A 17,837-nucleotide genomic window follows, 5' to 3' on the forward strand; every position below is an offset into this window, starting at 1 on the left:
GGGTGCAAGACGTTACGTCATCGCGTGCGGCCTTCTGCCCGGCCCGGGCCCGGATCTGTCCCCGCCGCGGTCATCTGGGGGGCAGCGGGCAGCGCCGCCAGCAGGTCCCGGCGCAGCAGCGGGTCATAGCCCTGGGTGGCGGGAAACAGGTCCTCGGGCCAGAGCTGGCCGGGGGTGTCGGCGCGCAGCTGTTCAAGCGCGGCCGGGTCGTGCAGCGCGATGACCCGGGCCGCAAGGTCCTGCGGGCGGGGGCTGCCGCGCAGCGCCCGGGCCGCCGCCTGCTGGCCGGCACGGTCCCCCAGGCGGAACTGGCTGAGGAAAATGGCATAGGCCAGCCCGGCGGCTGCATCCGGGTCCAAAAGCGCGGCGCGGCGCAGGTAGATCAACGCCTCGGCCGCATGGCCGCGCAGCGCCATCGCCTCGCCGACACCGGCAGCAATCATCGCATCATAGGGGTTCAGCCGCACCGCCATACGCCCCGCCGCCAGCGCTGCCGAGACCTCCTCGGCCGCCAGCCGGTCCCGGAACCAGGCATATTGCATCAGCGAGGATCCACCATCGTGGCCCATCCCCCCAGAGACCGGCGGGCCGCCCGCAGCCAGCGCCCGCAGCGCCCGCAGATAGGCCGGATCACCGCGCCCGGTCGTCCGCATCGCGCAGGACGCCGCCTGTCCCCCGGCTTGCGCGGCATAAAGCACGGCCCCGCAATGCAGCGCCCCCGCGATCGCACCCCGCCCGGCAACGTCGCGCCAAAGCGGCCCCTGCCCCTGCACCAGCCCGGCCACCCGTTGCTCGACCGGGCTCAGGTCCAGACCCGACAGGCTGCCGGCCTCGGGCGGGCGGGTCAGGCTGTCGGAGCCCCCGGCACGGCTGACATGGGTCAGCAGCGGCCGGCGGTCCGGCCCGTGACGCAGGATCATCACCACCGTGTCGGGCGTGGCGACGAAATCCAGCACGTAATCCGCCGGCCCCATGGCCTGCGGATGCTCCAGGCCCATGTCGCGCACCTCCAGCATCTCGAAATGCTCCAGCGCCTCATGGGCCTGCACCAGCAGCGGCGCGATCCGCGCCCCCTCGCCACTGCCCTGCAGATACAGCGTCACCCGATCCGGGGTCGCCGCCAGAAGCGAGCGCAGCCACAGCTGCCCCGGCACCGCCAGCGCCGCCACCAGCAACGCCAGCAGCAACGCCAGCAGCCCGAGCGCCACGAAGACCGGACGGCGACGTGACGGCGACGGCACCGGATCCGCGGGCGGCGGCTCTGCAGCGCCGGGCAGCAGCCGCAGGTCCGGGTTCGGCAGGAAGACCGGCCGGTAGCTGCCTTTTTCGAAATGGATGATCAGCCGGCAGGCGCGCCCCTCGCCGGCCTGAAACAGGTCCAGCGCGCGGCGCAGGCGGGCCATCTCGACCCGGACGATGCTGTCGGTGGAGGGGTTGAAATCCGCGCTTCGGCCCAGCACGTCGGTGCCGATGGAATAGGCCTTGATGCGGTTGCCGCGCCCGGCCAGTTCCTCTTGCACCAGATACCCAAGGATCGCCGGCAAGCGCGAGCTTTGGCCCAGATAGCCGCTGTCGACGATCGCCCGGACAAATGCCTGTGCCTCTGCGGCCAGATCTGTTCCGGGACCGCACAGATCCACTGACCGCGCAGGTTCCAACCGGCCCTCCCTTGCTCCCGGAGCCCCTCCCCCGAAGGTTCTCTCCCTTGGGTTGACTGGACTACGCCGCAGCGCAACACGCAAGGGAAAAGACGGGGCCGTGGGCCGGACGCCGCAGGCCCCGCACCGGACCCGGGGGACGGGCTGGCAGGGCCCGACCCAGCTTTTGCGGGCGTTTTGGAAACGGGCCATGCCGGGCGCGCAGCCCCGGATCCCGGACCAAAGGCCCGGCCTTGCGACGCCATGTCGCGGCCCGAAGCCGCCGGGCCGCAGCCTGCCTCAGAACAGCGGTGCGCCGGGCGGGGCCATGGCGGGGGCAAAGCCGTCCAGGCTCTGGGCTTCGATCTTGCGCAGGAGGCCGATCATGCTGTCGACGACGGCCTCGGCATGGATGGCGCCCTTTTCCGGCGTTGCCAGATGCGCCTCGCCCACGACGCCCGCGGGGTTGCAATCGGCCGCCGTCCAGCCATAGGCCACAGCCCCCACCGGCGAGATCAGCGAGGTCTCGGCAGAGGAACGGAAGTCCTCGGCCAGCGACATGTCCACGCTGCCGGGGGCAAAGTTCAGCACCTGGCTGGTCTCGCTGTCGCCGCCATGGATGCCAAAGGTGCGCTCCTGCTCGGAATAAAGGCCCTGAGGCCCACCGGTAGCGCCCCATTGCAGGCGCACGCAGAACATCCCCGCCCGCACCCGCAATTCCCGCGCCACGATGGAAATCAGATCGGTATTGCCGCCGTGGGAATTGACGATGACCATCTTGCGGATGCCGGTGCGGGCGACGGAAAGGCCGATCTCGGTCCAGGCGCGCAGGGCGGTCTCGGCCGAGAGGGTCAGCGTGCCCGCGGCCCAGAGGTGCTCGTTCGACTTGCCCACCGCCTGCACGGGCAGGATGCGGATATCCATGTCTTCGGGGGCGCGGGCCTTCAGCAGCGCCAGGTTGCCCTCGTTGATGATGGTGTCGGTGCCGACGGGCAGATGGGGGCCGTGCTGCTCGATCGCGGCAACGGGCAGGATGGCGATGGTCTTCATCGGGTCCAGGCCGATGAACTCGGGGGCGCGGAATTCCTTCCAGTCACGGGCGCTCATCCGGGTCTCCTTCAGATGCTGAGTGGGCGGACAAGGCGTTTCATCCGGCGCGACACGCGCGCCAGGTGCCTTGCCCGGCTTTCGGGGGTCGAGCTGTCCATCAGGTAATGGGCAGCAAAGCTGCGGCGGGCGCGGCGGTGCAGCAGCAGGCCAAGACCGCGGGCGATGGTGCGCCGTCCGGGGGCGCCGACAAAGCGCGTCAGCCACCACGAGGCGCCGCAGGTGGTAAAGATCCCCAGGCGCGTGATGTGATGCAGGCCGGGGCGGATGACCTCGCCTTCGGCCTTCGGCATCAGGAAGGCCACGTCGGGCAGGAACACCCGGTCCAGCCAGCCTTTCAGCATCGCGGGCAGCCCATACCACCAGGTCGGATAGACGAAGATCAGCGTGTCGCACCATTCGATGTCGGCGCAGTGGTCCTCGACCGGGGCGCGGTTGGCGGGGCTGTCCAGATAGCCCGCCCATTCCGCCAGCGGCAGCACCGGGTCAAAGCCCTCGGCGTAAAGGTCGCGCAGGCGGATCTGGGCGCCTGCATCGCGCAGGTGCTGCAGCACCAGATCGCGGATACCGGCGGTGAAACTTTCCCCCGACGGGTGGCAATAGATGACGAGGGCCTTCATCAGAATGCCTCCATTTCCCGGCCCACGCGGGTCAGGAAGGCAGTGCGGCGTTCATCCGTGGCGCGGTTCATGTCGTAGATCGCCAGGAACTTGCGTTTCGCCATCCCCCCGGTCGAGGCCCAGGCAGAGCGCATCACCGCTCGCCGCGGCGGATCACCGGCAAAGCGCGCCTTCCAGCGGGCGCCGCCATAGGTACAGACCGCGCCGATCTTGCGGATGTTGGTCAGCGCCGGAACCGTCACGCCGTTCTGCATCTTGAAGGACACGCCCGGCAGGTAGACCCGGTCGAAGAACCCCTTCAGCATCGCCGGATAGTACATGTTCCAGACCGGAAAGCACAAAACCAGCGCATCCGCCGCCCGCAGCCGGTCGACATAGGACTGCACCGGTTTCGTGTTGATATCGAGGTTGTGGTAGGTGCGGCGTTCCTCGGCCGTCAGGATCGGGTTGAACCCTTCGGCATAAAGATCGCAGTCATCCACCTGCCAGCCGCCCCGCGTCAGCGCCGCCACGGTTTCCCGGTGCAGCGCCGCGCCAAAGCTTTCCTCGCAGGGATGCGCATAGACGACCAGCGCGCGTTTCATCACTCGGCCGCCTTCTGCAGCCCCGGCCAGGCATACATCGTCTCGTAACCCCAGTCGGGATCATCCCAGCTGATCATCTTGCCCGGGTTCAGCAGCCCCTTCGGATCGGCCGCGCGCTTGAATTCCAGCTGGCGGGCATCGGTGGCCTGGCGCCCGCCCTCTTCCAGCGTATAGCGGTGCGGGTTGAAGTTCGGGATGCCCATCGCCTCGTGCTGGGCGACGATCTGGTCCAGCCGTTCCTCGGTCGAGAATTTGACCAGCGTCAGCCCCGCCATGTTCACCCGGCCGCCGCTGCGCGTCACCTCGATATGCTGCAGGCATTCGGGCGAGAATTCATCGCGCGCCTCCAGCACCTTCGCGACCGGATCCTCGGTCCCGTAGGAGGTCTGCAGATAGGTGATCGAAGGGTCGATCTTCATCGCGCGCAGGGTGGTGTGGTTCCAGCCGTATTCAAAGACATGGCCCGGCGCCTTGGCCCACTGCGTTTCATCGCTGCGATAGATCACCTGCGCGCCTTCGTGGCGGGCGGTGAAGGTGTCAAAGCCGGCCATCGACTGCGGCGCCACCATGATCGCCAGAACGGTCTGATCGGGCGTCACATGGGGTTTGACGCGCAGGAAATAGTCATGCGCGACGGGCGGTTCGAAGACGGAGATCAGCTTCAGCAGGATGCCGTCCTGGCTGGCCAGATCGTAGGCATAGCGCAGCGCGTCGCCGAAATCGGGGAAGGTGACGAACAGGCCCACCCAGTCATAGGCGGCGGTCAGCGGCATCTCCAGCTCGGTGATGATGCCGTTGGTGCCATAGGCATGGGCGACGCGGGTCAGGTCCTCGCCGGTGATTTCCTTGATCTGCGGCTCGGCCTCCATCGTGACGACGCGCAGGCGGATGATGTTGCCGGGATCGCGCAAGGACCCCCAGCGGACGCCCCCCACCCCGCCAGAGCCCCCGGCGATGAACCCGCCGATGGTCGCCGTGGCCCAGGTCGAGGAGAACATCCGCAACTCTTGCCCGCTGTCGGCCTTGCAGGCGGCATCCAGATCGCGCAGCACGGCGCCCGGTTCCACCACCACCGCGCCGGGGCGGATCTGCTTGACCTTGTTCATGTTGGCAAGGTTCAGCACGCAGCCCCCCGCCAGCGGCATCGCCTGGCCGTAATTGCCGGTGCCGGTGCCGCGCGCCGTCACCGGAACGTCATGGGCAAAGCAGGTCTTCAGCACCTCGATCACCTCGGCCTCGCAGGTGGGCGAGACGACGAAATCGGCGGTGACGTGATCCAGCCGCGCCTTCAGCACCGGCGAATACCAGAAGAAATCGCGGCTTTTGGCCTTCACCGAAACCGGCTTGGTGTCGATGTCGAGATGCGAAAGTGCCTTGATGCAGCCTTCGAGGTCCATGTCAGGCGATCCTCATGATATCGTCTAGCTCTTCGTAATCGGGCAGCGTCGTGTCGATGCAGACGCCGCCCACCATCACGAGGCGGTCATGTTGCGGACGCGAGAACAGCTCGGTCCAGTTGCGGGCATTGCAGATCACCATGTCGGCGCGCTTGCCCGGGGCAAAGTCGGGGGTGTCAAAGCCGCAGGCGGCAGCCGGGTTGGCCAGCACGCTGCGGAACCAGGGATAGTCGCAATGGTCCAGATGGCCGATCCGCATCGCCTCGCGCATCACCTCGATCATGTCCAGATCGCCATAGGCATAGAACGGATCACGGGTGTTGTCGGAGGCGAACGAGACGTTGATGCCGCGCTCAGCCATCTCGTGCACCAGGGTCAGGCCGCGATTGCGGGGCGTGCGCCCGGCGTGGCGGTCCTGCAGATAAAGGTTGCACATCGGCAGCGACACCACGTCGATCCCGGCTTCGGCCACCAGGTCGAGGGTCTCCAGCGCCTCCTTTTCCGGCATGGTGGACAGCGAACAGACATGGCCCACCTGCAGCTTGCGGTCATAGCCGCGCGCCAGCACGGTCTTCGCGATCTCGCGCAGGGTGTTGACGGTGGGATCCATCGTCTCGTCGACATGCAGGTCGGTCGACAGGCCGCGGGCATCGGCGGTGTCGAAGAAGGCATCGAGCTGCGCCTGCAGATCGGCATTGGGATAGGTCACCGCCCCCAGGATGCCGCCGGTCTTCTGCACCCAGTCGGCCGTGCCCTGGAAGGCGGGATCGGTCAGGAACAGGCAGGTCACAAGGCAGCTTGCTTGCAGCGCGATGCGGTCGGCCCAGTCTTCGCGCACCTCGGCAAACAGCGGCCAGGACACGCTGTCCTTCGGCGGCTGGCTGTCCAGATGGGTGCGGATGGCGCCGGTGCCATGGGCATAGGCCGATTTCAGGGCGAAGGTCATGCGGGCGCGGACGTCTTCGGTCGTCCAGCGGGCGGCGGCATCGGCGCCGACCGCGCCAAGCGCGCCTTCGAAGGTGCCGTTGGGGTTGGGCATCCGGGGCGCGATATGCCCCTTGTCGAGATGCGTATGCGCCTCGACAAAGCGGGGAAAGGCGATGGCGCCGCGCATGTCGATGACCGGCAGGCCGGTGGTCTCGGCAGTGAAGCGCCCGCCCCGGATCGCGACCGAGGTGGTCGCGAAGGGCGTGTCGGCGCCCACCAGATAGCCGGGCACAGTCAGGTTGGTCAGCCGCAGCGGGCCGTCGGGAAGTTGGGGAAGTGCCATTCGATTACTCTCGGTTCAGCGCCGATTCATGCCATTTGCGCAGGGTCAGCCAGCTCAGCAGAGAGGTCAGACCGTAGATCAGCACGCCGGTCGCCGCGATCAGGATCAGCCCCGCGAACATCCGCGGGATATTGAGGCGATAGCTGGCCTCGAGGATGCGGAACGCCAGACCCGAGCCGATGCCCCCGGTGCCGGCGATGTATTCCGCGACCACCGCCCCGATCAGCGCCAGCCCCCCCGCGATGCGCAGCCCGCCCATGAAATAGGGCAAGGCCGAGGGCAGTTGCAGGTAGCGCAGCCGCTGCCAGCGGTTGGCGCGGTAGATGGTCATCAGGTCGGACAGGTTGTGGTCGACCGACTTCAGCCCCAGCGTGGTGTTCGACAGGATCGGGAAGAAGGCCACGATCCAGGCGCAGAACAAAAGCGCGATAAAGCGGTTGTCGATGTAGATGAAGATCAGCGGCGCGATGGACACCACCGGCGTCACCTGCAGGATCACCGCGAAGGGCGCAAAGGACATCTCGGCAAAGCGCGACAGCGAGAAGAGGACCGCGATCGCCACCCCCCCGATCACCGCGACGCCCAGGGCCATGGCGGTGATCTTCAGCGTCACCAGCAGCGCCGACGACAGGATGCCCCAGTCGGAAAACAGCGTCTTCATCACCAGCCCGGGGCCGGGCAGGATGTATTTGGGGATGTTGTTCCAGACCACCAGGCGGTCCCAGTACCAGACCGCCAGCGCCATCACGAGGACCGGAAGAACGTATTTGGCGATTTTCTCGGCCTTCTTGCGGCGGGCCTTGCGCTCTTCCTGGGCGTCGTGCATCGGCCCGTCCAGGGGCTGGTCATCGGGGCGGGTGTCGGTCAGGCTCATTGCGCGGCCTCCTTGTGGTCCAGGGCACCGTGCAGCGTGTCCGAGGCCTCGCGCGCCAGGCGGCTGTATTCGGCCGAGGTGCGCCATTCGATGCCGCGCGGATAGGGTTCGGGGACCTCGATCTCGCGGATGATGCGGCCCGGGCGGGCGGCCATCACCAGGATGCGGTCCGACAGGAAGACGCTTTCAAAAACCGAATGGGTGACGAAGATCACCGTCGCCCCGGTGCGCGCCTTCAGGTTCAGCAGGTCGTCGTTCAGCTTTTGCCGGGTGATTTCATCCAGCGCGGCAAAGGGTTCGTCCATCAGGATCAGCCGCGGCCGGGTGACCAGCGCCCGCGCGATGGATACCCGCATCTTCATGCCGCCCGACAGTTCGCGCGGATAGGCATTGGCGAATTTCTCAAGGCCCACCAGCGACAGGGCTTCCTCGATCCGGTCCTTCACCGAACGGAACGACTGGCCGCGCAGGCGGAACGGCGTCCAGACGTTCTTGGCCACCGTCGCCCAGGGCATCAGCGTGGGTTCCTGGAACACCACCCCCAGGTCATCGGCGCCCTGCCCTCCGGTCCAGTCGATCTTGCCGATCGAGGGCTCCATCAGGCCGGCGATCATCCGCAGGGCCGTGGACTTGCCGCAGCCCGACGGGCCCAGGAGCGATATGAAATCGCCCTGGTTCACCGTCAGCGACAGCCGGCGGAGCGCGACGACCCCCTTGTTGAACGTCTTGTCGACAGAGCGGACGTTCAGGATCGGGGCACGGTTTCCAAGCTCGGCTGTCATGATCTTACTTCTTCAGGTCCATGCCGACGCCCTTGTCGACAAACTGGGTGGTATAGGACTTGGAGATATCGAGGCCCGCCTTGACGACGCCACCCTCGACCATCTTGTCGTAAAAGTCCTTCTCGCGTTCGTCGGTGATGGCGCCGATGCCCAGCTTCAGCGCGTCGCCGGAATCGACGATCCCCTCGTCCTTCATGGCCTGCACGGCATAGTCGATGGCCGCCTGGCTCATGTCGGGGTTCACCTCCTTGATCATCGCATCGGTCTTCGAACGATCCCCGTAGAGGTAGTTGTACCAACCCTTGATCGAACCATCGACGAAGCACTGGACGACCTCGGGCTTCTTGTCGATCGTGGCCTGCATGGTCTGGATCGTCGTCGCATAGGCGGTATAGCCGTGGTCGGCCAGCAGCCAGACATCGGGTTTCCAGCCGGTCTGCTGTTCGATCGAGAACGGCTCGGACGAGACATAGCCCTGCTGGGCGGAATTCTCGTCGACGATGAAGGGGGCCGAGTTGAAGGTATAGGTCTGGCGCTGTTCATCGGTGAAGCCGTAGGCCGCCTTGAGCCAGCTGTAATAGGGCGTGGCATCCGCCACGATCATCTTCAGCGGCTTCAGATCCTCGAAGGTCTTCACCTTGCCCGGATGGGTCAGCAGCACCTGCGGATCCTTCTGGAACAGCGCCGCCACATCCACCAGCGGCAGGTCCTGTTCCACCCCGAAGAAGGCCCCCAGGGTCGAACCCATGTAGAAGTCGATCTTGCCCGCCAGCAGCAGCGCCTGGTTGTTGACCTGCGGCCCGCCCGGCAGGATCGTCACGTCAAGGCCGCAGGCCTTGTAGGTGCCATCGACGACAGCCTGGTAGAAGCCGCCATGTTCGGCCTCGGCCACCCAGTTGGTGCCGAAGGTCACCTTGGTCAGATCCTGCGCCGCCAGCGGAGCCGCCATCGCCAGAAGCGCCGCAGCCGAGGCAAGTTGAGTACGGAACATCTTTTTTCTCCCTGTCCTGTGACGCCAGCCTTGGCGTGCCCTCGCGCCGAGGCGACGGAAATTCACGGCCCGCTGCGGGACTTTTCCCGCATTGGTGCATTTTTTGACTTTTCGGTCAGGCCATTGCCTATCCCTTGGGCATCACATGGACGGTAGCCTTGAAATCCCGGCAACCGGGGTGCCTGTTTTGGTGGCACATCCCCGGGACCGAGTCTGCACCGCCCGGCCTTAAGGGCACCGATGTTCCCCTGAGCGCAACAGGAAAGAATAGGGATAACAACACCCTAGAAAGCCGCGCCCCGAAATTGCTGGGCTGTCCCCGAACTGCTGCGAAACTATGCCGCGGGGCCTGCGGGGCAGCGGGGAACAGACGGGTATGCCGCAGCGCAGCAATTGACACCGGCGGTGGACGGGCGTTGGGTCCGCGCAGTTTCCGCGCCCTCCCCGCGCCCTTTCGTGTATCCGGTCCGATGTCCCATCCCCTGTCCGCCGCGACCCGCCTTCGGCGCCGTGCCATTCCCCTCGTCGCCCTGCTGCTGTGGCTGCAGACCGTGCAGAACATCCTGTGGCCCGATCCCCATGTCCGGCTGGCAGCGATGGGGCTGTTCGCGCTGTATCTGGCGATGACGGCCGGGCAGGCACAGAAGCCGACGCGGGTGATCGTGGTCATCGGCTCGGCGGTGATGGCGCTGGCGCTGGCTACGGGGGCGCCGCTGGCAGCAGTGGCCAGGGGGCTGGACACGGTGCTGCTGTTCATGGGCTTTTTCCCGGCGATCACCCTGATTTCCGTGATGATCGAGCAGGGCGGCGCGTTGAACCGCGTGACCGAGCGCGTCAGCGCCATGCCTGACCACCAGCGCCCCGGCGCCACGCTGATCGCCGCCCATGCCATCGGCGCGGTGATGACGGTGGGCGCCTTCATCGCCCTCGCCCCGCCCTTCCAGACCCTGACCGGAGACGGCGCCCGCCAGCGCGCGGGCCTGGTCGCCATGCGCGGCGTCGGGCTGGCGCTGCTGTGGACGCCGTTCTCGCTGGGGGCGGGCTTTGCCAGCAGCCACCTGCCCAGCGTGCCGCTGTGGCTGGGGCTGGGCTGCGGAGCGCTGCTGGCGATCTGCGGGCTGCTGCTGTCGCTGCGGGAATGGAACCCGCTGCGGCTGGGGCCGTCGCTGTCGCTGGTCAGCCAGATGGCGCTGCCGATCATCGGCACCGCCGTACTGCTGATCGTGCTGAACGCGGTCACGGGGCTGTCGGGCACGGGGCTGGTGATCCTGCTGACCCCGGTGGCCTTCGGCCTGTGGCTGACCCGCCAGGATACGGCCGTGCGGCGGTCCTCGGGCGACAGGATCTGGCGAGAGCTGGGCAAGCTTGGCAACACCGCCTGGCTGTTCGGCGCCTCGATCACCATGGGGGCGGTGCTGTCGCAGACGCCCTGGTTCCTGACCGCGCTGACCCATCTGGGGCTGGCCGACCTGCCGGCGCCGGCGATCTTCGGCGTGCTGATCCTGTGCAGCATCCTGATGGGCATCTGCGGCATGCATTCCACCGTCATCGGCGCCATCCTGGTGGCGCTGCTGGCCGGGGTGGGCGACGCGCTGGAGCCCCTGGCCGCCTTCATCCTGATCCTCTTCGGCTGGCAATGCGGCATGGCGCTGTCGGTCGCCTCGGCCTCGGTCTCGATCGCGACGCGCAGCTTCGATCTGCCGCTGGCGCGCATCGTCTGCGGGCCGAACCTGGGCTTTCTGGCGGGGCTGGGCGTGGTCACCACGGCGCTTTACACGGCATTGCACCTGACCCTGGGCTGACGCCGCCGCGGCCGGGGTTTGACACGCCCCCCGCCCTGTGAAACACCCGATCCTGCGACAGGGGCGCCCGCACGGGCTGAGACGTACCCTTAGAACCTGACCCAGATAATGCTGGCGGAGGGAGGCGCAGGATCGTCGGCCCCTCGCCCCGCTCCAGCTCTTTCTCGCCGGTCCTCATGCGCGAGTGAAAGAGCGAATGACCGACCTTCCCGCAACCCTGGAACGGATGCGTGCGACCGCGCCGCTGGTCCAGAACATCACCAACTATGTCGCGATGAACGTGATGGCCAACGTGATGCTGGCCATCGGCGCCTCGCCCGCGATGGTCCATGCCCGCGAAGAGGCCGCCGAATTCGCGGGCCTGGCGCAGGCGCTCAGCGTCAATATCGGCACGGCGGATCCCGCCTGGGGGATCTCGATGGCGGAAGCCGCCGCCGCGATGACCGCCCGGGCCAGGCCCTGGGTGCTGGATCCGGTGGCGGTGGGCGCCACCGCCTTCCGCCGCGATCTGGGCGCCCGGCTGCTGGCGCTGCGGCCCACGGTGGTGCGGGGCAATGCCTCGGAAATCCTGGCGCTGGCGGGGGGGCTGGCGGCCGGCAAGGGCGCCGATGCCGCCGACAGCGTCGAGACCGCCCGCGCCGCAGCCCTGGCGCTGGCGCGGGCGTCGGGCTGCGTGGTGGCGGTGACAGGCCCGGTGGATTTCATCACCGACGGCCGCCGCACCGCCGAGGTCGCGAACGGCGATCCGATGATGCCCAAGATCACCGCCCTGGGCTGTGCGCTGAGCGGGGTGGTGGCGGCCTTCACCGTGGGCCAGGACCCGTTCGAGGGCACGCTGGGCGCGCTGACCGCCTATGCCGTGGCGGGCGACATCGCGGCCGAGACCGCGCGCGGCCCGGGCAGCTTTCAGGTGGCGTTCCTCGATGCGCTGCACGCGCTGACGCCGGCCGATCTGGCGGCGCGGGCGCGCGTCAGCGAAGGGGTCGCGGCATGATCCCGGCGCTGTGCTTCATCACCGATGCCGGCGCGCCGCGCCCGATGCTGGCCCAGGCCGAAGCGGCCGCGCGCGCCGGGGCCCGCTGGATCCAGCTGCGCGACAAGACCCTGCCCGATGCCGCCTTCGCCCGCCTCGCCCGCGAGATGGCCGAGCGTCTGGCCCCGACCGGCGCGCGGCTGATCCTGAACGACCGCATCGACGTGGCGCTGGCAATCGGCGCCGACGGGCTGCATGTCGGCCAGAGCGACGGCGACCCGGCCCGCATCCGCGATCTGATCGGCCCCGAGATGATCCTGGGCCTGTCGGTGGAAACCGAACCCCAGCTGGCGGCCATCCCCGTCGACTGCGTCGATTACCTGGGCGTGGGCCCGGTCTACGCGACCGCCAGCAAGCCCGACCATGCCCAGCCCCTGGGCCATGCGGGTCTGGCACGCATCGTTGCGGCCGCGCCGTTGCCCTGCCTGGCCATCGGCGGCATCACCGCCGCCGATGCCGGGCCGCTGAAGGCGATGGGCTGCGCGGGCATGGCCGTCGTCTCGGCCATCGCGCGGGCGCCCGACATGGGGGCCGCCACCGAAACCCTTCTGCACGCATGGAGCGCCGCATGATCCCCAACATCCTGACCATCGCGGGCTCGGACCCTTCGGGGGGCGCGGGCATCCAGGCCGACATCAAGGCGATCAGCGCCAATGGCGGCTATGCCATGAGCGTGATCACCGCGCTGACCGCGCAGAACACCCGGAGCGTCACCGGCGTGGCACTGACCGATCCGGCGATGATCCGCGCCCAGATGCAGGCGATCCGCGACGACATCCGCATCGATGCGGTCAAGATCGGGATGCTGGGCACCCCCGAAATCGTGCAGCTGGTGGCGGACCTGCTGGATGGCCTCGACTGTCCGGTGGTGCTGGATCCGGTGATGGTCGCCAAGGGCGGCGACCGCCTTCTGGCCGCCGAAGCGGTGGCGGCGCTGCGCGACCATCTGCTGCCCAAGGCCACCGTCATCACCCCCAACCTGCCCGAGGCCGCCGACCTGCTGGGCCAGCCCGAGGCCACCGAAAGCGCCCAGATGGAGGCTCAAGCCCGCGCCCTGCTGGCCCTTGGTCCGCGCGCGGTGCTGCTGAAGGGCGGGCATCTGCCCGGCGCGCTCAGCCCCGATCTGCTGGTCACCGAGCAGGCGCAGCTGACCCTGCCCGGGACGCGCATCGCCACCAGGAACACCCATGGCACCGGCTGCACGCTGTCGTCGGCGCTGGCCACGCAGCTGGGCATGGGCCTGCCGCTGGAGACCGCGGTGCGCGCCGCCAAGGCCTATATCACCGCCGCCATCGCCGGGGCGGATCGCCTGCAGGTGGGCCATGGCCACGGCCCCGTCCACCATTTCCACGCCTTCGCCCATCCCCAAACCTTCGCAAGGACCTGATCATGAGCTTTACCAAGGATCTCTGGGCCGCCACCGCCGATCTGCAACGCCAGATCGCCGAGATGCCCTTCAACCGCGAACTGGCCGACGGCACCCTGCCGCCCGAGACCTTCCGCGGCTACATCATCCAGGACGCCCATTACCTGGAAGGCTATGCCCGCGTGCTGGCAATGGCTGCCGCCAAGGCCCCCGATGCCGCCGCCATCGAGCAGCTGGCGCAATCGGCCACCAATGCCATCGCGGTGGAACGCGGGCTGCACGCGCATTACATGGGCCTTTTCGGCGTCACGCCCGAGGATTACGCCGCCACCGGCCCCTCGCAGGCCTGCGACCATTACGTGTCCTATCTTGCCGCGCGGATCACGCTGGGGGATTTCGCCGAAGGTCTGGCCGCGATCCTGCCCTGCTTCTGGATCTATCACGAGATCGGCACCCGGATCCACGCCACCGCCGCCGCCGACAACCCCTACCGCGCCTGGATCGACACCTATGCCGGCGAGGCCTTTGCCGAAGGGGTGCGCCGGATGCTGGCGCTGGTCGACCGCACCGCCGAGGCCGCCACCCCCGAGACCCGCACCCGGATGCACCGCGCCTTTGCCGCGGCCTCCTGGCACGAATGGCACTTCTGGGACAGCGCTTGGCAGCGGCGCGGCTGGGCGCAACCGTAACGCCCTGATCACGGGGATTTTTCAGTTTCCCCCGGATTTCCGCCGGTCCGGGAGCAGGTTTCGGAAAATCCCCGCCACTTTCGCCGGAAGGGGGGCAGATTTCCCCTGCTTTGTTCCTATATGCTGGCAGGGCAAGGCGCCGCCTGCCGGTGCCCTGTCCACCGCCCTTCCAACATCAAGACCTGAACGGACCCGCCCCGCCTTATGGAGATCGTTGCCCTTACCACCATCGTCGCCGGCCTCTTCCTGATCGTGGGGGTGTGCGAGCCCCTGGCCGATCGCCTCAGGCTGCCCTTCACCGTCATCCTGGCCATCGTGGGCATCCTGATCGGATCCGGCGCGGCCTTTTTCCTGTCGGTGAACTTTGCCAATTCGCTGAACTTCATCGCCGCGACGCTGACCGACCTGCCGGTGAAGGCCAATGCCTTCCTCTATATCTTCCTGCCGACGCTGCTGTTCCAGGTGACGCTGGGCATGGACATCCGAAGGATGCTGGACGACTGGGTGCCGATCATCCTGCTGGCGGTGGTGGCGGTGGTGCTGTCGACCTTCGCCATCGGCCTGTCGCTCTACTGGCTGGGGATCGTGTCGCTGGCAACCGGGCTGCTGGTGGGATCGGTCGTGTCGACCACCGACCCCTCGGCGGTGGCCTCGATCTTCAAGTCGCTCTCGGCGCCCAAGCGCCTGGGCCGCATCATCGAGGGCGAAAGCCTGCTGAACGACGCCGCCGCCATCGCGCTGTTCGGCCTGTTCATCAGCTTTACCATGGTCGCCACGCCCGAACCGACGATCCTGGAAACGCTCAAGACCTTCCCCTATCTGGTCGGCGCCGGCGCGCTGGTCGGCTGGGCGATGGGGCGCATCGGCGTCTGGATCATGTCCTGGCTGAACCGCTTCGAACTGGCGCAGGTCAGCGTCTCGGTGGCGCTGCCGTATTTCTCCTATATCATCTCCGAGGAATTCCTGTCCGCCTCGGGTGTGATCTCGGTGGTGGCTTGCGGGCTGGTGCTGAACTTTACCGGGCCCGGCCGCATCGACCCCAGCCGCTGGGACAAGCTGCGCGAGGTCTGGGACATCCTGGCGCACTGGGCCGGGGCCCTGATCTTTATCCTGGCCGCCATCCTGATCCCGAAACTGATGGAAAGCGTCACCTGGATCGACCTGTTCTATGTCGGCGTGGTGGCCCTGGCGGCGATTGCCGCGCGCGCCGTGGTGCTGTTCGTCCTGCTGCCGCTGCTGACGCTGACGCGCCTCTCTCCGAAGGTGGAAACCCCCTACAAGGTGGCGATCCTGTGGGGCGGGCTGCGCGGCGCGGTGACGCTGGCCCTGGCGCTGGCGGTGACGGAAAACCCGCTGATCCAGTCCTCGACCAAGCATGCGGTGGGTATCCTGGCCACCGGTTTCACCCTGTTCACGCTGATGGTCCAGGGCACGACGCTGCGCATGGTCATCGCCCGGCTGAAGCTGGACCGGCTGTCGCCGCTGGATCTGGCGTTGTCGAAACAGGTGGTCGCCGTCGCCCTGCAAAGCGTGCGCGAGCGCGTCGCCATCGCGGCCGATGCGCTGGATCTGACCAAGGAGATCGTGCGCACCGAGGCCAAGGAATTCGGCGAACGCCTGGACACCGCGGTTGAGCAGGCCGAGACCGAGGAGGGCATCCAGGACCGTGACCGCATCACGCTGGGCCTGATCGCCCTGGCCGGGCACGAGCTGGACCTGGTGGACCGCGGCTATGACAGCGGCCTGATGTCGGCCAAGGTCTATGAACAGGTCCGCGCCCTGTCGGAACGGGTGCTGGAAGGCGCGCGCAGTTCCGGCCGGACGGGGTACCGCGCGGCCTACCGTCAGACCCTGGGCTTTGACCGGCGCTTCCGCGCGGCGGTGTTCCTCGACAACCGGACACGGATCTCGCGGCCGCTGGCGGTGCTGACCGCCGACCGGTTCGAACTGCTGCTGGCGCAGCGGCTGGTGCTGAAGGGGCTGCACGGCTTCATCGACACCCGCATCCGCCGCATCCACCGCCGCCGCGTCGCCGACCTGCTGCACGAGCTGGTTGAGCGCCGGATCGAGGCCGTGGAACAGGCGCTGGAGGCGCTGAAGCTGCAATACCCCGGCTATGCCGAGGAGCTGGAGCGCAAGTTCATCCGCCGCACCGGCCTGCGGCTGGAGCGTCAGGAGATGGACGACCTGATGGAAGAGGGCCTGATCGGCCCCGAGCTGCACCTGACGCTGTCGCACCGGCTGGATGCCAAGATGGCCCGCGAACGCGCCCGGCCCAAGCTGGATCTGGCGATGCGCCGGGTCGATCTGGCGCGGCAGATCCCGATGTTCTCGGAATTCGACGACGCGACGCTGAAGAAGCTGTCGAAGACCATGGTCACCCGCTTTGCCAGCCCGGGAGAGATCATCCGCCGCAAGGCCGACGTGGCGCGTTCGGTCTTCTTCATCGCCTCCGGCGCGGTCGAGATCCGCGGCCCCAAGCAGACCACGCGCCTGGGGCGCGGAGAGATGTTCGGCTCGATCTCGTTGCTGACGGGGGAACGGTACCGCGGCGATGTGACGACGATCGCGCCGACGACGCTGCTGGTGCTGGACGAGGCCCGCTTCCGTCACATGCTGCAGACCCGCAAGGGGATCCGCAAGGCGATCCTGCGCATGGCCGAGGGCCGCGAGATGTCAGAGGCAAACCTGGCCAAGCTGCGCGCCATGCTGGGGGGCGATGACGAGGAACTGGCCAGCCGCAGCGCTCCGCCACCGCCAAGCACACCGGCCCCCGACCCCGCGCCCCGCGCGCCCGCTGCGGCGCTGCCGCTGGACGGGACCGGTCAGCCCGACGCGCGCCCGGACGGGGCCGAGGCCGATGCGGCGCCCCCCGGCAATACCGAAAAGCGCGAGGCCCCGGCGGACTGAGCCGCGCGGGTCAGGCGCGGGCCAGGCGCGGGCCAGGCGCGGGCCAGGCGCGGGTCAGTCCGGGGCCCCGGCATGGCCCGATCGGGACACTGGTGCGGCTCAGGTCGGGGCGCTGGTGCGGCCCGGTGCAAGGCGCTGGTGCAGCCCGGCCCGAACCACTGCCGCGGCCCGGTTCAGAGCGCTGGTGCAGCCCGGTCCGGGGCTCTGGTGCCGCCCCGTTCAGAGCGTTGGTGCAGCCTGGCCCGGGCTGTGGTGCCGCTCAGCTCGGGTCGCATTTCTCGGGCAGGGCTTTGTCCAGCGGCGCCTCGACAGGGGCCAGCTGGCCCTGCCGGATCGCGATCGGATCGAAAGGCGGCGTGTCCTGCACCTGTGGATCGGGCTGCGCCAGCGTGTAGCAGCCGGCAAAGACCTTGTGGCTGCCGTCTGTCATGGTGGCCTCGATGGCGGTGGGGACGCTCCAGTAGGTAGTGCCCGCGGCGCCTTCGGGCTGGGGCGTACCCAGCCGCAGCCGCACCGATGCGGTATCGGCATAGCCCGCCTTGAGGGCATCGTAATCGGGGCGCTGCTCTTCGGCGAAATAGCTCCAGGCGCGCAGCGGCTCGTGGCGGTCGATGGCGTTGTAGTAGGATTTCAGCACCGCCTCGGCGCTGGAACGGTCATCGCTGTAGGCGGGCAGTTCGGCCGGGGTTTCGGCCAGCGCGGCACCGGCCGAAAGGGCCAGCATCATCAAGGGGACAAGCGGTTTCATCAGGCCTCCGGGGGAAGGGTGTCCCCC

The 17,837-nt window shown here is 68.1% G+C and carries 16 protein-coding genes and 1 riboswitch; of the genes, 6 read left to right on the forward strand and 10 right to left on the reverse strand.

The window, feature by feature from the left end; all coding sequences use genetic code 11:
- Positions 1-17 precede the first annotated feature (17 nt).
- The 9 genes from AC2ITM_RS12325 to AC2ITM_RS12365 form a co-directional block, all read right to left on the reverse strand.
- Positions 18-1,658: a hypothetical protein gene (locus tag AC2ITM_RS12325; RefSeq protein WP_486466933.1), complete on the reverse strand. Its 1,641-nt coding sequence runs from the start codon at positions 1,656-1,658 to the stop codon at positions 18-20.
- A 279-nt stretch (positions 1,659-1,937) separates the two neighbouring features.
- Positions 1,938-2,744, reverse strand: coding sequence for a creatininase family protein (locus AC2ITM_RS12330; protein WP_486466934.1), 807 nt, complete (start codon positions 2,742-2,744; stop codon positions 1,938-1,940).
- An 11-nt stretch (positions 2,745-2,755) separates the two neighbouring features.
- Positions 2,756-3,364: an NAD(P)H-dependent oxidoreductase gene (locus tag AC2ITM_RS12335; RefSeq protein ID WP_486466935.1), complete on the reverse strand. Its 609-nt coding sequence runs from the start codon at positions 3,362-3,364 to the stop codon at positions 2,756-2,758.
- Positions 3,364-3,948: an NAD(P)H-dependent oxidoreductase gene (locus AC2ITM_RS12340; protein ID WP_486466936.1), complete on the reverse strand. Its 585-nt coding sequence runs from the start codon at positions 3,946-3,948 to the stop codon at positions 3,364-3,366. Before AC2ITM_RS12340 ends, AC2ITM_RS12335 begins: the two co-directional genes overlap by 1 nt.
- The gene (locus tag AC2ITM_RS12345; protein ID WP_486466937.1) at positions 3,948-5,345 is read right to left on the reverse strand and encodes an FAD-binding oxidoreductase; all 1,398 of its coding nucleotides are present in this window, start codon (positions 5,343-5,345) and stop codon (positions 3,948-3,950) included. The genes AC2ITM_RS12340 and AC2ITM_RS12345 overlap by 1 nt, the downstream gene beginning before the upstream one ends.
- 1 nt (position 5,346) lies before the next feature.
- Positions 5,347-6,615 (reverse strand): cytosine deaminase, encoded by a 1,269-nt coding sequence (locus AC2ITM_RS12350; RefSeq protein WP_486466938.1) that lies wholly within the window; start codon positions 6,613-6,615, stop codon positions 5,347-5,349.
- Between the two features lie 4 nt (positions 6,616-6,619).
- Entirely contained in the window at positions 6,620-7,489 is an 870-nt protein-coding gene (locus AC2ITM_RS12355) for an ABC transporter permease (RefSeq protein WP_486466939.1), read from the reverse strand.
- Complete coding sequence (locus AC2ITM_RS12360) at positions 7,486-8,271, reverse strand: ABC transporter ATP-binding protein (RefSeq protein ID WP_486466940.1); 786 nt, start codon at positions 8,269-8,271, stop codon at positions 7,486-7,488. Before AC2ITM_RS12360 ends, AC2ITM_RS12355 begins: the two co-directional genes overlap by 4 nt.
- Before the next feature lie 4 nt (positions 8,272-8,275).
- A complete protein-coding gene (locus AC2ITM_RS12365) occupies positions 8,276-9,262 on the reverse strand; it encodes an ABC transporter substrate-binding protein (protein ID WP_486466941.1) in 987 nt (328 codons plus the stop codon).
- A gap of 470 nt (positions 9,263-9,732) precedes the next feature.
- Between AC2ITM_RS12365 and AC2ITM_RS12370 the strand changes: the two genes are divergently transcribed.
- The 6 genes from AC2ITM_RS12370 (at position 9,733) to AC2ITM_RS12395 (ending at position 17,062) form a co-directional block, all read left to right on the forward strand.
- Positions 9,733-11,064, forward strand: coding sequence for a hypothetical protein (locus AC2ITM_RS12370; RefSeq protein WP_486466942.1), 1,332 nt, complete (start codon positions 9,733-9,735; stop codon positions 11,062-11,064).
- Positions 11,065-11,113: 49 nt separating this feature from the next.
- Positions 11,114-11,204, forward strand: a riboswitch (TPP riboswitch).
- Positions 11,205-11,260: 56 nt separating this feature from the next.
- A complete protein-coding gene (thiM, locus tag AC2ITM_RS12375; protein ID WP_486466943.1) occupies positions 11,261-12,058 on the forward strand; it encodes a hydroxyethylthiazole kinase in 798 nt (265 codons plus the stop codon).
- Positions 12,055-12,669 carry a thiamine phosphate synthase gene (gene thiE, locus AC2ITM_RS12380; RefSeq protein WP_486466944.1) on the forward strand — a complete coding sequence of 205 codons (615 nt, stop codon included), beginning with the start codon at positions 12,055-12,057 and terminating at the stop codon, positions 12,667-12,669. The genes thiM and thiE overlap by 4 nt, the downstream gene beginning before the upstream one ends.
- Positions 12,666-13,484: a bifunctional hydroxymethylpyrimidine kinase/phosphomethylpyrimidine kinase gene (gene thiD / locus AC2ITM_RS12385; protein WP_486466945.1), complete on the forward strand. Its 819-nt coding sequence runs from the start codon at positions 12,666-12,668 to the stop codon at positions 13,482-13,484. Before thiE ends, thiD begins: the two co-directional genes overlap by 4 nt.
- 2 nt (positions 13,485-13,486) lie before the next feature.
- Positions 13,487-14,152, forward strand: a complete 666-nt coding sequence (gene tenA, locus AC2ITM_RS12390) for a thiaminase II (RefSeq protein WP_486466946.1) — start codon at positions 13,487-13,489, stop codon at positions 14,150-14,152.
- A 204-nt stretch (positions 14,153-14,356) separates the two neighbouring features.
- Positions 14,357-17,062 (forward strand): cation:proton antiporter, encoded by a 2,706-nt coding sequence (locus tag AC2ITM_RS12395; protein ID WP_486466947.1) that lies wholly within the window; start codon positions 14,357-14,359, stop codon positions 17,060-17,062.
- Positions 17,063-17,321: 259 nt separating this feature from the next.
- On the opposite strand, the gene AC2ITM_RS12400 is transcribed toward AC2ITM_RS12395, so the two are convergent.
- Positions 17,322-17,810 carry a hypothetical protein gene (locus AC2ITM_RS12400; protein WP_486466948.1) on the reverse strand — a complete coding sequence of 163 codons (489 nt, stop codon included), beginning with the start codon at positions 17,808-17,810 and terminating at the stop codon, positions 17,322-17,324.
- Positions 17,811-17,837 lie beyond the last annotated feature (27 nt).

The organism is Pseudooceanicola sp. NS-SX9, from assembly GCF_057380705.1.

Excerpts from the sequence above, each read along its gene's own strand:
- AC2ITM_RS12370 (WP_486466942.1), top strand. The coding sequence starts at position 9,733 with ATGTCCCATCCCCTGTCCGCCGCGACCCGCCTTCGGCGCCGTGCCATT.
- AC2ITM_RS12330 (WP_486466934.1), bottom strand. The coding sequence starts at position 2,744 with ATGAGCGCCCGTGACTGGAAGGAATTCCGCGCCCCCGAGTTCATCGGC.
- thiM (WP_486466943.1), top strand. The coding sequence starts at position 11,261 with ATGACCGACCTTCCCGCAACCCTGGAACGGATGCGTGCGACCGCGCCG.
- AC2ITM_RS12360 (WP_486466940.1), bottom strand. The coding sequence starts at position 8,271 with ATGACAGCCGAGCTTGGAAACCGTGCCCCGATCCTGAACGTCCGCTCT.
- AC2ITM_RS12345 (WP_486466937.1), bottom strand. The coding sequence starts at position 5,345 with ATGGACCTCGAAGGCTGCATCAAGGCACTTTCGCATCTCGACATCGAC.
- AC2ITM_RS12355 (WP_486466939.1), bottom strand. The coding sequence starts at position 7,489 with ATGAGCCTGACCGACACCCGCCCCGATGACCAGCCCCTGGACGGGCCG.
- AC2ITM_RS12395 (WP_486466947.1), top strand. The coding sequence starts at position 14,357 with ATGGAGATCGTTGCCCTTACCACCATCGTCGCCGGCCTCTTCCTGATC.
- tenA (WP_486466946.1), top strand. The coding sequence starts at position 13,487 with ATGAGCTTTACCAAGGATCTCTGGGCCGCCACCGCCGATCTGCAACGC.
- AC2ITM_RS12340 (WP_486466936.1), bottom strand. The coding sequence starts at position 3,948 with ATGAAACGCGCGCTGGTCGTCTATGCGCATCCCTGCGAGGAAAGCTTT.
- thiE (WP_486466944.1), top strand. The coding sequence starts at position 12,055 with ATGATCCCGGCGCTGTGCTTCATCACCGATGCCGGCGCGCCGCGCCCG.
- AC2ITM_RS12400 (WP_486466948.1), bottom strand. The coding sequence starts at position 17,810 with ATGAAACCGCTTGTCCCCTTGATGATGCTGGCCCTTTCGGCCGGTGCC.
- AC2ITM_RS12365 (WP_486466941.1), bottom strand. The coding sequence starts at position 9,262 with ATGTTCCGTACTCAACTTGCCTCGGCTGCGGCGCTTCTGGCGATGGCG.
- AC2ITM_RS12350 (WP_486466938.1), bottom strand. The coding sequence starts at position 6,615 with ATGGCACTTCCCCAACTTCCCGACGGCCCGCTGCGGCTGACCAACCTG.
- AC2ITM_RS12335 (WP_486466935.1), bottom strand. The coding sequence starts at position 3,364 with ATGAAGGCCCTCGTCATCTATTGCCACCCGTCGGGGGAAAGTTTCACC.
- thiD (WP_486466945.1), top strand. The coding sequence starts at position 12,666 with ATGATCCCCAACATCCTGACCATCGCGGGCTCGGACCCTTCGGGGGGC.